The 13,470-nt window shown below is 33.3% G+C and carries 12 protein-coding genes; 9 read left to right on the plus strand and 3 right to left on the minus strand.

The features are described 5' to 3' along the window. The 6 genes from dusB to ACQY56_RS08650 all read left to right on the plus strand — a co-directional run bounded on the left by dusB (nucleotide 1) and on the right by ACQY56_RS08650 (nucleotide 7,075). Nucleotides 1-954: a tRNA dihydrouridine synthase DusB gene (dusB, locus tag ACQY56_RS08625; RefSeq protein WP_428738914.1), complete on the plus strand. Its 954-nt coding sequence runs from the start codon at nucleotides 1-3 to the stop codon at nucleotides 952-954. Then, entirely contained in the window at nucleotides 954-2,093 is a 1,140-nt protein-coding gene (locus ACQY56_RS08630) for a hypothetical protein (RefSeq protein WP_428738913.1), read from the plus strand. The genes dusB and ACQY56_RS08630 overlap by 1 nt, the downstream gene beginning before the upstream one ends. A gap of 64 nt (nucleotides 2,094-2,157) precedes the next feature. Continuing rightward, the gene (locus ACQY56_RS08635) at nucleotides 2,158-2,955 is read left to right on the plus strand and encodes an HAD-IIB family hydrolase (protein WP_428738912.1); all 798 of its coding nucleotides are present in this window, start codon (nucleotides 2,158-2,160) and stop codon (nucleotides 2,953-2,955) included. Continuing rightward, nucleotides 2,945-4,114, plus strand: a complete 1,170-nt coding sequence (locus tag ACQY56_RS08640; protein ID WP_428738911.1) for a glycerate kinase type-2 family protein — start codon at nucleotides 2,945-2,947, stop codon at nucleotides 4,112-4,114. The genes ACQY56_RS08635 and ACQY56_RS08640 overlap by 11 nt, the downstream gene beginning before the upstream one ends. Nucleotides 4,115-4,117: 3 nt before the next feature. Further along, nucleotides 4,118-5,332 carry a glycosyl transferase gene (locus tag ACQY56_RS08645; protein ID WP_428738910.1) on the plus strand — a complete coding sequence of 405 codons (1,215 nt, stop codon included), beginning with the start codon at nucleotides 4,118-4,120 and terminating at the stop codon, nucleotides 5,330-5,332. A 9-nt stretch (nucleotides 5,333-5,341) separates the two neighbouring features. After that, complete coding sequence (locus ACQY56_RS08650; protein ID WP_428738909.1) at nucleotides 5,342-7,075, plus strand: alpha-amylase family glycosyl hydrolase; 1,734 nt, start codon at nucleotides 5,342-5,344, stop codon at nucleotides 7,073-7,075. Between the two features lie 3 nt (nucleotides 7,076-7,078). Here ACQY56_RS08650 and ACQY56_RS08655 read toward each other — a convergent pair whose 3' ends face one another. The 3 genes from ACQY56_RS08655 to ACQY56_RS08665 are packed head-to-tail and all read right to left on the minus strand — an operon-like array spanning nucleotide 7,079 to nucleotide 8,734. Further along, the gene (locus tag ACQY56_RS08655; protein WP_428738908.1) at nucleotides 7,079-8,005 is read right to left on the minus strand and encodes a hypothetical protein; all 927 of its coding nucleotides are present in this window, start codon (nucleotides 8,003-8,005) and stop codon (nucleotides 7,079-7,081) included. Next, nucleotides 8,002-8,313, minus strand: a complete 312-nt coding sequence (gene fliN, locus ACQY56_RS08660; protein ID WP_428738907.1) for a flagellar motor switch protein FliN — start codon at nucleotides 8,311-8,313, stop codon at nucleotides 8,002-8,004. The genes ACQY56_RS08655 and fliN overlap by 4 nt, the downstream gene beginning before the upstream one ends. Continuing rightward, nucleotides 8,306-8,734, minus strand: a complete 429-nt coding sequence (locus ACQY56_RS08665; protein WP_428738906.1) for a chemotaxis protein CheX — start codon at nucleotides 8,732-8,734, stop codon at nucleotides 8,306-8,308. The genes fliN and ACQY56_RS08665 overlap by 8 nt, the downstream gene beginning before the upstream one ends. Before the next feature lie 115 nt (nucleotides 8,735-8,849). On the opposite strand from ACQY56_RS08665, the gene ACQY56_RS08670 reads away from it, so the two are divergent. Genes ACQY56_RS08670 through ACQY56_RS08680 form a run of 3 tightly spaced genes read left to right on the plus strand, consistent with a single transcriptional unit; the run spans nucleotide 8,850 to nucleotide 13,470 of the window. Continuing rightward, nucleotides 8,850-9,587, plus strand: a complete 738-nt coding sequence (locus ACQY56_RS08670; protein WP_428738905.1) for a sulfite exporter TauE/SafE family protein — start codon at nucleotides 8,850-8,852, stop codon at nucleotides 9,585-9,587. After that, complete coding sequence (gene uvrA / locus ACQY56_RS08675; RefSeq protein ID WP_428739656.1) at nucleotides 9,580-12,405, plus strand: excinuclease ABC subunit UvrA; 2,826 nt, start codon at nucleotides 9,580-9,582, stop codon at nucleotides 12,403-12,405. The genes ACQY56_RS08670 and uvrA overlap by 8 nt, the downstream gene beginning before the upstream one ends. Nucleotides 12,406-12,453: 48 nt before the next feature. Then, entirely contained in the window at nucleotides 12,454-13,470 is a 1,017-nt protein-coding gene (locus ACQY56_RS08680; protein WP_428739549.1) for an HD domain-containing phosphohydrolase, read from the plus strand.

Consider the following 13,470-nt stretch of genomic DNA (forward strand, 5'->3'; position numbering starts at 1 on the left):
ATGCCACAAACATTATCTTTTGAAAATCCCCTTTATGTATTGGCCCCTTTAGCGGGGTTTACTGATCTACCCCTTAGAAGTGTAGTGAAAAAATTTGGAGCTGATCTAACTGTAAGTGAAATGTTAAGTTCAAATGCTTTGGCACATGGTTCACAAAAAACGCTTCATATGTTACAAAAATCCCCTTTAGAAGACCCATATTCTGTTCAAATAGCAGGTGCAGATGTAGATATAGTGCGTCAAGCCGTTGAAGTTTTAAATGAGCAAGATGGGATTGATATAATTGACTTAAATTGTGGTTGCCCAGTTCCCAAAGTTGTAGGGCATGGAAGCGGAAGCTCACTTCTTTTAAATTTACCGCTTATGGGTGATATTATAAAAACAATAAAAGATACTTCAAACAAATCTATGACTTCAGTAAAAATTCGTCTTGGCTTTGAAGAAAAAAATCATGTAGATATTGCAAAAATAGTAGAAGATAGCGGAGCTGATTTTTTAGCAGTACATGGACGCACACGTGCTGGAAAGTTTAAAGCTCCAGTTGATTATGATGCGATAGCAGAGATTAAAAAAGTGGTAAAGATTCCTGTTATCGCTAATGGTGATATAGACTCGTATGAAAAAGCAAAATGGGTACTAGAACATACAGGTGCAGATGGTGTAATGATTGGACGTGGTGCTGTGGGTGCACCGTGGATATTTCATCAGCTCAAAACGGGAAGTGAGGATATTGCACTCTCTCTCAAACATGAGATCATTATGGAGCATTTTGACAAGATGATTGAGTTTTATGGTGCTCATGGTGTAGCTATGTTTAGAAAACATACACATACATACTCAAAAGGGTATCGTGGTGCTTCGGCACTTAGAAATCAAGTGAATACTATTGTAGATATTCAAGAGTATCGTAATGTAATTGATGAATTTTTTAAAAACTCAGAGTTGGTGTCTTAATGTTAGAGATTAGTGAATCGATTAGGAACTTAGATAAAGAAGATATCGCTGATAACTTATTGCATTATGATTACAATACTAGACACTTGATCTCTTTAATGGAGCAGGGTGTTGATGAGGATGATCCTTCATATTTGAGTTCATATCGCTCTTTTGAAGGGGAGGTATTTGAAAATTTCATATATGAAAAGCTACTCCGCTATGCTGAAGAGAATGACTATATAACAAAGTTTGTCCTCAAAGGTTTCCATCAAAATAAGTGCAAAGCATATGCCAATACCCTCTCAATCAGTGAAAAAGAGCAAATAGTATATAGAACAAAATCGCGTGAAATTAGCGAGTTTGATGCGATGTTTATCACAAAAGGTAATGAACTTTATTTTGTTGAGATGACATTAGTAAAAAATGTACTTAAATTACGCAAACGCCTTAGAAAGAAAAAAGCGCTTTTAGAAATAGTTTTTCCAAATTATGATATTAAATCTTTAATTATTTTAAATAAGGGTGCAACTGGTTATAAACAGTTCCCATCGTATTGTAAAGTATGGTTTACAAAAGAGTTTTCAGCTAAAGAGGTACTTGATTATATTACTGATCTAAAAAAACAAAAACTGCAACCTAAAGAGAAAATACAATCATCTAAGATGATCGAGGCACATACATTAAAACTGCATCCATTTAGATACTACAATACAATGAGTTGGATCACCAAAACACTTCGAAGTCATAAAAAACATATTTTAGATATGGGATTTTTATACAATCCAAAAATTCAAAGATATCATGACCTTTATAATAAATTTTATATAGGATTTATCTCTGTAGAATCTGCTAAAGAGATACTAGGCATCGAGTCACAAAAATATAAAGATGACCAAAGAGTTGTAGTTGCAATTGAAAAAAAACATTCAGATGAGATCGTTTTAACATACTACATCCAAACAGCAAGAAAAAATTTATATCTTTATAGTTTTAATGATGAGGGTAAAGTAGTTAAAGAGAAAAAAGACCCTTATGGTATTACCGTTACAGAAGTGTTTCATGTAAATAAAATGATGGATGATGGATATAAATTAAGTATAGCTAATATAAATACTATCAAGAAGCTTCTTCATGAAAAATTTATACAAAAAAAATAAACTTTGTTCATTTTTTCAACAGTAAAAACTAGGATATTTAAAAAGATTATACTACACTATAAGTATGAAAAAAATGATTTTTACGGACTTAGATGGTACCTTTTTAAATCACGATGATTACTCATTTGATCCCTCTCAAGAAGCCCTCGCTAAAATAAAACAAACAGATACTCCCCTTATATTTAATACAAGTAAAACAAAAGCTGAAGTTATACTATTACAACAAAAAGTTGGTATAATAGAACCGTTTATAACAGAAAACGGTGCTGCTTTGTTTATTCCAAAAGGCTATCAAGGGTTAAATTTAGATGCTTTAGACGAGTTAGATGGATATAAAGTTGTCTTTTTTGGAAAACAATATAATGAAGTAGTTTCATTTTACAAGAGATATAAAGATCAGTTTGCTTTGAAAGGTTTTTGCGATATGAGTATTGACGAAATTATCTACTATACAAATCTTGCATATGAAAATGCACATCTTGCAAAACAAAGAGATTTTACAGAACCTTTTATGATAAAAGATGATTCAAAAATAGCCAAACTAGCCAAATTAGCAGATCAAAATGGATTGAAGATTACAAAAGGTGGGCGTTTTTTCCATCTTATAGCAAAAAATCAGGATAAAGGGGTTGCAGTTAAACAAACACAGCAACTTTTTCAAGAGCTTTTTCAAGAGAAAATCTTTAGTTTTGGATTTGGGGATGGGGAAAATGATATTCCTATGTTTCAAAATGTAGATCAAGCAATTGTTATACAAAACAACAAAGGCAACTACGCCCCCTGTAGCGTAGAAAATGTAAAAAAGTCTAGCTATCAGGGAAGTGCAGGTTTTAATGAGATGGTGCTTAAATATGTCTTCTAAAAGTTTACTTGAAAATATCTTTTACAAAGCACTTAAAAATATCCAAGCAAATACTATTATTCAAAAAAACATCTCACTTGATAAAAAATATCTTTATATCGCTAATAATCCTATCAAACGTAACTCTTTTAAAAAACTCTATGTTTTTAGTGTAGGAAAAGCTGCTTATGCAATGGCAAAAGAGGCAGAAAATATTTTACAAGAAAATATAGCTGGTGGACTGGTTGTATCTTTAGAAGATAAAAAACTCTCTTATGTAAAAACTTGTCAGTCATCCCATCCCAAAGTTTCCAAAAAATCATTGCAGTGTGCTGATGCACTTTTAGCAGAGATAAAAAAAGTGAAAAAAGATGATCTTTTTTTGTTTTTTTTAAGTGGTGGAGCATCAGCAATGATTGAAAAACCGATGGCTAGTCTCACTTTTGAAGAATTTCAAAAAATATCGGATGCACTGCTTATCTCTGGTGTTGATATAAAAGCTTTAAATAGTGTACGAAAATCTATCTCACTAATTAAAGGTGGAAAATTAGCTAAAGATTTTAAAGCAAAAGGTTTTGTACTCGTTTTAAGTGATGTAATAGGGGATGATTTAAACACTATCGGCTCTGCGCTAATGCAAAATGAAAAGTTTCCTCATTATGTAATAGGAAACAATTCTATAGCATTAGAAGGTGCAAAAAAATATATACAAAGTTATGTTCAAAAAGTTAAGATACTGACAACAACTTTAGACACTACCTCTAAACAAGCAGCACATTATACATGTAAAGAGATCAAAAAATATGATGCTAAATATGAATCGTTTTGTCTTTTGATAGGTGGAGAAACAACTTTAAAAGTAAAAGGTAAGGGTAAAGGTGGACGTAACAGTGAGTTGGCACTGCGTTTAACAGAGTGTAAATCTATAAATAAAGATATAGCTATACTTTGCGCTGGAAGTGATGGTATGGATGGAAATTCAGATATCGCAGGTGCATTTGTGAATGTTAAAACTCTACAAAAAATAGAGCAAAAAAAACTTGATCCAAAAAAGTATTTGTTAGAGAATGATAGTGCAACTTTTTTTAAAAAGCTGGGGTGTGAGTTTCAACCTGGACTAACTGGTACAAATGTTATGGATTTTGTATTTATCTTAAAATTACCACAAAACAAGGAGTAGAAGATGGCAGATTTTTTTCAAAATGGGGTCATAACAACTCTACAAAACGTTTCTCAAAGAACTTTAGAAGAGATAGAGAGTGAACTCGAAAAGTTCTCTAAACGCCGAAATATGGTACTTTTACTACCAGCTTTATATTCAGAATTTGAAACACCAGCTATGAAAACTATTATAGATGAACTCAAAGGGGTAAAATATCTCTATAAGATTATCTTAGGGCTTGATCGTGCTACAAAAGAGGAGTACGAAAAAGTAAAAGAGATTATGTCGGTTTTAGATGTTGAAGTGGACATATTATGGAATGATGGACCAGAGATTCAAAAACTCTATAACGATATAACAGATGTTGGCTTTCAAAGTTTAGATATTAAGGGAAAAGGGAGAAACGTTTGGACAATGATAGGGTATGCACTCTCTGATCCAAATGCCTATGCTTTTGCTTTACATGATTGTGACATAGTAAACTATACACGTGAAATTCCTGCAAAACTATTTTATCCAATTGTGCATCCTGCACTTGATTATGAGTTTAATAAGGGATACTACTCAAGAGTGACAGACAAGCTTCATGGACGTGCTACACGTTTATTTTACTCCCCTTTGATTAAAGCTTTACAACTCACATTTGGGCAAAGTAGATATTTAGAATATATGGATAGTTTTCGTTATGCTCTTTCAGGTGAATTTGCTTTTATTCGTACTTTGGCACGTGGTATTCGTATATCACCTACATGGGGTTTAGAGGTATCAACACTAAGCGAGGTATATGATAACACTTCTGTAAGGCGTATATGTCAAACAGAAATCATGCAAAGTTATGAGCATAAACATCAAGAGTTAAAAGGTGAAGGAAAAAAGGATGAACTTGATGGTGGGATAGCAAAGATGTCTATAGATATTGCGCAAACTATTTTTCGAATCATGTCGCAACAAGGGACAATATTTACAAAAGCATCGCTAAAAACCCTAGAGGCTACTTTTTTTCAAGAAAGTCGAAAAGCAATTGGTAAATTTGATGCACTTTCTAAACTAAATGGTATAAAATATGATAGAAAAAAAGAGATAGAAGTAGTGGAAAATTTTGAGCGTACACTTAACAAAGCATGTGAAGGATTTTTAGATGATCCATTAGGAGTTCCATCACTCTCTGCATGGATTAGTGTAAGATCAGTGCTTCCAGAGATATCAGAAGAGATGATTAAAGGTTTAAAGGAATAAAGTAAAAAGATGTCACCAAAGTTTCATAGCTCAAAAGAAAGACTTCAAATTATTCAAGACTCTTTAAAGTTTGTATATAACGAAGAGGATGCTACAGCTGCATACGAAAAAATTTTGGAGTTGATAGAAAAATATAAAAAAAGGATTGAATCTAAACCCTATGTTCTTACACAAAAAGATATCATACTTATTACCTATGGGGATCAAATCTTTCATGAGGGTGAGACAGCTTTAGCTACACTCAAACGTTTTTTAGATGAGTATGTAGAAGAGTATATCAACACTGTACATATATTGCCGTTTTATCCATTTTCAAGCGATGATGGCTTCTCTATAGTAAATTATAAAGGTGTATGTCCTCAAATTGGCTCATGGAGAGATATTGAAGCGTTACGAAAAGATCATAGACTTATGTTTGATGGAGTTATTAATCACATGAGCCATTTAAGTGAATGGTTTAACAAATACCTTGCCAACAATCCAAACTATTTAGAGTTTTTTATAGAACTTGATCCTTCAACTGATCTCTCAAGTGTTGTAAGACCTCGTACAACTCCACTACTTAGTGAATTTACAGATGATGAAGGGAAGAAAAGAAGTATTTGGACTACATTTAGTCGTGATCAGGTTGATCTGAATTTTGCGAACTATAAAGTACTTTTTAGAATTTTGGATGTACTGCTGTTTTATGTACAAAAAGGGGCATCTCTTTTACGTTTAGATGCGATTGCTTTTATTTGGAAAGAGATTGGAACTTCATGTGTCCATCTGCCTCAAACACATACACTTATACAACTGATGCGTCAAGTAATACATGAAGTTGCTCCAGAAGTACTTATAATTACCGAAACAAATGTACCGCATGATGAGAATGTATCGTATTTTGGTGAAGGAAACGATGAAGCACAAATGGTGTATAACTTTGCATTACCACCACTTCTTGCATTTGCAATTTTAATAGCAAATACGAAAAAGTTAACAAAATGGGCAAAACAATTAACTCTTCCAAGTGATGGGGTATGTTTCTTTAACTTTACTGCAAGTCATGATGGTGTCGGATTACGTGCAGTCAGTGATATCTTAGATCATAACGAGATAAAATTTATGGTTGATTCTTGTATAGATCATGGTGGATTAGTCTCTTATAGAGCTATGGGAAATGGTGAAGAAAAAGCACCTTATGAACTAAATTGCAGTTACATAGATATCCTAACACACCCAGATGAAGATGATACTTTACGAATGAAAAGAATGATGTTATCCCAAGCAGTTACACTTACAATGCCAGGAGTCCCTGGGATATATTTTCACTCTTTAGTTGGTTCGAGAAGTTATTATGAAGGTGCAAAAAAAACACGAAGAAATAGGGCTGTCAATAGAGAAAAACTCAATTTTGATAATATTAAAGAGGAACTCTTAGAAGAAAATAGTTTACGAAACAATATTTTTAAAAGATATAAACAACTTATCTCTATCCGAATTAACGAAAAATCTTTTGATCCCTACTCAACTTTTGAAGTACTAGATTTAGGAAATCAAATATTTTCTATTAAACATCTCTCTTGTGATAAAGAGGAATATGTGATAGTGGTATATAACTTTTCAGATCAACGAAATAGTGTTGATCTTGCAAAATGTAGTGATGATAATCTTTTAGAGATTATTACCCATAAACTCTATACACAAAAGCAATTAGAGATAGAACCATATGGAATGTTATGGTTAAAGAAAGTTCAAGTTTAGAAGCTACTCACCATAAGCTAAACTTGCTGCTCTTTCTTTGTATGATTGAAGGGGTTCATCTAAAGAAGAGTGGTCTTTAAATGATTGCTGTGGATTTTGTAAAAAATCTTCGAGTTCTGAATATCTCTCTTGTAAAATTGTCTCAAACTCTTGCTGAGTCGTTGGTTGATTGTCTACAAATTTATCAAGTAAAATATTTCCATTACCAATGAGAACAAGATAACTTTGATTTAAAAAATCTAACATAACAACACTGTTTTTTTGATCTAAATTTTTTTGAAATCTTATGCTAATTTCATTTGCTAGATTGTTGGTATTAATCTTTTTTTCTTGTTGTACAGATTTTTGTTGCTGTGTTTGTTGTGTAGTATCATGTTCAAATAACCAAGAGTTTTGTTTAGGTTGTTGTGGTTGTTTTGCTTGAATTTTACTTTTGAGATAAAAGAGAATAATAATCCCAATAACTAAAATAGCAACAACAAGATAATAACTTGATGAGAGATCATCACCCTGTTTTGTTGGGAGTGAAGAAAGATCAGGTGATGATGTTGTTTTTGTACCTTGTTTTGCTGCAACTTGATCTGTAAAACGTAAACGTAAACCATAGCCATCAGAGGTTTTAGAAGCTAAGAGTTGGACATTGCTTGGTGTTACAGCTACTATTTGCGTGTAATTTACCAATGGTGTGATAGTTAAAGATTTAAGATACTGTGAATTAACCTTTTTAATTTTGGAAGATTCTATAGAGGTCTCTTCTAGTTTTAAAATGATTTTTGATTTTCCCTTGCTTTGTTTGATCGTCCCCGTAAATGGTGTATCAAATGTGATCATTACATCAGCACGATCAGTTCTCTCATAAATGTTATAGCTTAAAATTTTAGAGGCATATAGGGAAAATGGAAGTAAAAAAAGTAATAAAACTCTAATCATAATCTCTCTTTTGATAGGTAATATAATACAGCAGATGAATCTAAAATTTCATTTATACGAATGGCAAGATTTTTCTCATACACCATTACCTCACCTTTGCCTAAGATACGACCGTTTACATATGATTCTACACTTTCACCAGCAGGTTTTTTAAGGTCAATTATTGAACCTTTTTCAAGTTTTAAAACCTCTTTAAGTGTAAGAGATGTTTCACCTAAGTCAGCGACAAACTCCACTTCCATATCTAAAATACCAGAGTAGTCCATCCATGAAAGATCACTTTGAGGAGGTGAATTTTTTTTAGACATTTAAATCCTTCAGTGCTATAGTAATCTCATCATCCCCCACCATTATAGTCTTTGCATAATCGTAATCAAAGTCAAATTCGCCTATTTTTTCAAAAAATGGGGTGTTAATTGAGTAAGGAGATTCATTTTTTTCTTCAGCAATAACTTTTGCACTTCCTATGATTAAGTTTGCAGTTTCTAATGTCATATCGCTTAAGGTTTCCTCATCACTTTCATCTTCCTCAAGAAAAAGTTTTGAAACGCGTTGCATAAAGCCAGAATCTGAAGCTATATACGCTCTATACTTTTTTCCATCATGAGCATCTAAGTCTATATAAGCAATAAGTGTTCTCTTTTTTGTAACCCCATCTTTAACACTGTGATCTTCACGTATTTGGTGTATGCAAAAATTTATAGTTGCTTCCTCAATAGTATTTAACATTTTTAACCGCCATTATTATGGGCCCTTCTAAAAGACCCCTTATTGTTAGATGATTATACTTTATGAAAACACAAATGAAAATTAAATGGAATTATAATTGGATATAATTCCATTTATGATTGAACTATTGACAGTAGGGGTACTTACCGGCTTCTTATCGGGCTTTTTTGGTATAGGTGGTGGAACAATTTTAGTTCCTCTGCTTTTAATGTTGGGATATGATACGAAAACAGCAATTGGAATCTCTGTTGTGCAGATGGTTTTTGGTTCGATTTTTGGCAGTTATTTGAACCACAAAAAAGGGACACTTGATGTCGCAATGATTGCTATTATAGGAGCTGGTGGATTTGTTGGCGCTTTACTTAGCGGTTATATAACATCTCTATTTAGTAATAGAACTTTAGAAATATTTTTCCTACTTTTTGCTACATTTGCACTCTTTAGACTTTTTATGCCAGTAAAAGAGGATGCAGTTGAAAAAGATGTCAATAAATTGCTTCTTTTTGGCATAGGAATTTTTATAGGAATGATGAGCATCACTATTGGTGTGGGTGGTAGTATTATGCTAGTACCTATATTGGTAGGGTTCTTGCATGTAAAATTAAATAAAGCAATCTCGGCAGGATTGTTTTTTGTAGTGTTTTCCTCTATATCTGGGTTGATATCACACACCTTAGAGGGGCATATAGATTTTAAAAGTGGCATCATAGTAGGGATTGCATCACTTGTAGGTGTATATGTTGGGATATATTTTAAAGATAAAGTTCAAACACCACTACAAAAAAAGTTGATAGTTATATTTTATGTATTTATAGTGATTTATTTAGCAAAGAGAGTATTTATAAATGGTTAAAAAAGATGTTATTAAAATAACTGGTGCGAGGGAAAATAACCTTAAAAATATTGATTTAACAATTCCCAAAAATGAACTCATTGTTATGACGGGTCTGAGTGGTAGTGGGAAATCAACACTTGCTTTTGATACTTTATATGCTGAGGGGCAACGTCGTTATATGGAATCTTTGTCTTCGTATGCAAGACAGTTTTTAGATAGAGTTGGGAAGCCTGATGTAGATAAGATAGAAGGACTTACACCTGCTATTGCAATCGATCAAAAAACAACCTCTAAAAATCCTCGCTCAACAGTTGGAACAATCACTGAAATTTATGACTACTTTAGACTTTTATATGCACGTGTAGGTGTACAACACTGTCACAAATGTGGCAAAGAGATTTCACAAATGTCAGCTTCGGACATTATCAACGAAGTTGCAAAACTTCCAGAAGGGGCAAAACTTGTTCTTCTTGCACCTCTTGTTCGTGAAAACAAAGGCTCATATGCTGATCTGATACAATCACTTGTACATAAAGGGTATGTGCGCGCACAAATCGATGGTGTAATGGTGCGACTCGATGAGGAGATAGAACTCTCAAAAACGAAAAAACATACGATCAAAGTGGTCATAGATCGTGTGGTTGTCAAAGAGGAAAATAAAGAGCGTATAGCATCCTCTGTTGAAAAAGCACTCAAAGAGAGTTATGGGGAGCTAGAGATTGATATACTCAATCATGAAGAGGTAGGTTCAAAAGAGCATATACACTACTCAGAACATAATGCATGTTTTGATTGTAAGATCAGTTTTGATCCACTTGAACCGCTTAGTTTTTCATTTAACTCACCAAAAGGTGCATGTAGTGAGTGTGATGGTTTAGGGCTTCGTTATACACTTGATATTGATAAAATCATAGATCAAGATTTAAGTATCGAAAAGGGTGCTATTAAGATCGTATATGGTTTTAATAAAGGGTACTACTTTACTTTTCTAAAAGGCTTCTGTAAGGTAAATGGTATCGATATAACTATCCCTTACTCAGAACTTGAACGCCATCAACAAAAAGCTATTTTACATGGAAATATAGGTGAAGTTGAGTTTTTATGGAAAAATCATAAGGTAAAACGTATTTGGCCAGGGATTGTCCGAATTGCTTATGATATGTTCAAAGATGAAAAAGAACTGAGCGACTATATGAGTGAAAAAGTATGTGATGTGTGTGGTGGGCATAGACTTAAACCTGAATCCCTTGCTGTAAAGGTAGCAGATAAAAAGATTCCAGAACTTTTAGATATGCCAATTACAAAAACATACGAGTGGTTTGCAGCAGAGGAAAACTTTGCATATATGGATAAGCAAAATGCAATGGTTGCAGCTCCTATTTTAAATGAGATACGTGAGCGACTTTTCTTTTTACATGATGTAGGTCTTGGATATATCACTCTAGGGCGTGATGCACGTACGATTTCAGGTGGAGAAGCTCAACGTATCCGTATCGCTTCACAAATAGGTTCAGGACTTACTGGTGTGATGTATGTTTTAGATGAGCCGAGTATCGGTTTGCATGAACGTGATACATTGAAGCTGATTAAAACACTTCGTAACTTACAAGAAAAAGGTAATAGTGTTATTGTAGTTGAACACGATAAAGAAACTATTGAAAATGCAGATTTTATCGTAGATATTGGTGAAGGTGCTGGAAAATTTGGTGGAAGTGTAGTGTTCGCTGGAACGCTTGAAAAACTTAAAAAAGCAAAAACTTCCACCGCAGACTATCTTTTTGGACGTAAAAAAATAGAGTACTTTCATAGAAGAGAACAGGATAAATTTATCGAGATAAAAAATGTTACATTAAATAATATCAATAACCTAAGTGTAAAAATTCCACTTAACAATTTTGTGTGTATTACAGGAGTGAGTGGGAGTGGAAAGAGTTCACTTATCCTACAAACACTTTTGCCAACAGCACGTGAACTTTTAAATCATGCAAGAAAAGTAAATAAAGTAGCAGGTGTCGAGATCAATGGACTTGAACATGTCGATAAAGTAATTTATCTCGATCAAAGTCCAATTGGGCGAACACCAAGAAGTAATCCTGCTACATATACTGGTGTAATGGATGAAATCAGAAATATTTTTGCACAAACAAAAGAGTCACAAATAAGAGGTTATACAGCTTCAAGATTTTCATTTAACGTTAAAGGTGGTCGTTGTGAAAAGTGTCAGGGTGAGGGTGAGATAAAAATAGAGATGCACTTTTTACCAGATATCATGGTGAAGTGTGATAGCTGTAAAGGGCAGCGATATAACCAACAAACGTTAGAAGTGCACTATAAAGGAAAAACTATTTCAGATGTGCTTAATATGTCTGTCGATGAAGCGTATGAGTTTTTTAAAGCGATTCCAAAAATTCATCAAAAATTAAAAACTTTAGTAGACGTAGGGCTTGGGTATATTACACTTGGTCAAAATGCAGTAACACTTTCAGGTGGGGAAGCACAACGTATTAAGCTTTCAAAAGAGTTAAGCCGCAAAGATACGGGGCAAACGCTATACATCTTAGATGAGCCAACAACGGGGCTTCATTTCGCAGATGTTGATAGACTTACAGGAGTACTACACCAGTTTGTAGAGCTTGGAAACTCTGTACTTATCATTGAGCATAATCTTGATATGATTAAAAATGCAGACTATATAGTAGATATGGGACCAGAAGGTGGCTCTGGTGGTGGAGAGATAATCGATGTTGGTACTCCAGAACAATTAGCAGAAAATCACAAAAAATCTGGTTCTTACACAGGAAAATATTTGCAAAAAGAGTTGCTTTTACACAAGTAGATGGTATAATAGCTTTCATAACATAAAAAAACTGGTTTGGAAGTAATTATGAATACAAGTAAAATTTTGATTATTGACTCTGATATTGAGAATATTAACAAAATTAAAGAAATAGTTAGTGATAAGAGTTATGATATATCGTATGCTCTTAAAATACAAGAGAGTATTGATTTATTAAAAACAAAAAGATTTGATCTGATAATCTTAGCAAAAGATATGTCCAGTGTTGATTCCTTCAAACTATGTAAAAGTATTAAAAATACCCCTTTATTAGAGTCTATTCCTCTTATCGTTTTAGTAGATCATGAAGGTGCAGATAATTTGGAAAAATGGTATGGACTTGGTTGTATAGACCATATACACTGCCCACTAAGAGAAAATGAAGTTCAAGCAAAAATCAAACATAATCTAGAGTTTTATAAGTACAAAAAAACTTTAAAGATATCAAGTTGGCAAAATAAGCTGTTATTGTCTGAAACAGAACTTGCACAAAATGAGATGGTATATATTCTCTCAGCTGTAATAGAGGAAAATAACTTAGAAGCTATGGGGCATATTAAGCGTGTAGCAGATTTTGCGAAACAACTTGCTGTTTTAGAAGGCACACTCACTGAAGAGGATGTAAAGACGATTTATTTGGCTTCTCCTATGTATGATATCGGTAAAGTTTTTATTGACGATTCTATCGTAAAAAAACCAGATAATTTAACTGATGAAGAGTTTTCTGTGATGCAAGATCATCCAAAATTCGGATTAAAAGTTTTTGAAAATTCTACTTCAAAACTACTGAACGCTGCGGCAACCATCGCATATGAACACCATGAAAATTATGATGGAACAGGATATCCAAGAGGTTTAAAAGGTGATGAGATACATATTTTTGCTCGTATTGTAGCTATTGTTAGTGTTTTAGATGCACTTTTGGAGAAAAAAAGTTACAAAGAATCATGGAGTTTTGAAGATGCAGTTCAATATATCCAAGAGGAAAAGGGGAAAAAGTTTGATCCAAGACTTGTAACAATCTTTGAAGAGCATCTTGAGGTTTTTAAAGAACTAGTTGACTGA

It is taken from the genome of Sulfurimonas sp. (assembly GCF_050296975.1).
GTDB lineage: Bacteria > Campylobacterota > Campylobacteria > Campylobacterales > Sulfurimonadaceae > Sulfurimonas.

Excerpts from the sequence above, each read along its gene's own strand:
- dusB (WP_428738914.1), top strand. The coding sequence starts at position 1 with ATGCCACAAACATTATCTTTTGAAAATCCCCTTTATGTATTGGCCCCT.
- ACQY56_RS08630 (WP_428738913.1), top strand. The coding sequence starts at position 954 with ATGTTAGAGATTAGTGAATCGATTAGGAACTTAGATAAAGAAGATATC.
- ACQY56_RS08635 (WP_428738912.1), top strand. The coding sequence starts at position 2,158 with ATGAAAAAAATGATTTTTACGGACTTAGATGGTACCTTTTTAAATCAC.
- ACQY56_RS08640 (WP_428738911.1), top strand. The coding sequence starts at position 2,945 with ATGTCTTCTAAAAGTTTACTTGAAAATATCTTTTACAAAGCACTTAAA.
- ACQY56_RS08645 (WP_428738910.1), top strand. The coding sequence starts at position 4,118 with ATGGCAGATTTTTTTCAAAATGGGGTCATAACAACTCTACAAAACGTT.
- ACQY56_RS08650 (WP_428738909.1), top strand. The coding sequence starts at position 5,342 with ATGTCACCAAAGTTTCATAGCTCAAAAGAAAGACTTCAAATTATTCAA.
- ACQY56_RS08655 (WP_428738908.1), bottom strand. The coding sequence starts at position 8,005 with ATGATTAGAGTTTTATTACTTTTTTTACTTCCATTTTCCCTATATGCC.
- fliN (WP_428738907.1), bottom strand. The coding sequence starts at position 8,313 with ATGTCTAAAAAAAATTCACCTCCTCAAAGTGATCTTTCATGGATGGAC.
- ACQY56_RS08665 (WP_428738906.1), bottom strand. The coding sequence starts at position 8,734 with ATGTTAAATACTATTGAGGAAGCAACTATAAATTTTTGCATACACCAA.
- ACQY56_RS08670 (WP_428738905.1), top strand. The coding sequence starts at position 8,850 with ATGATTGAACTATTGACAGTAGGGGTACTTACCGGCTTCTTATCGGGC.
- uvrA (WP_428739656.1), top strand. The coding sequence starts at position 9,580 with ATGGTTAAAAAAGATGTTATTAAAATAACTGGTGCGAGGGAAAATAAC.
- ACQY56_RS08680 (WP_428739549.1), top strand. The coding sequence starts at position 12,454 with ATGAATACAAGTAAAATTTTGATTATTGACTCTGATATTGAGAATATT.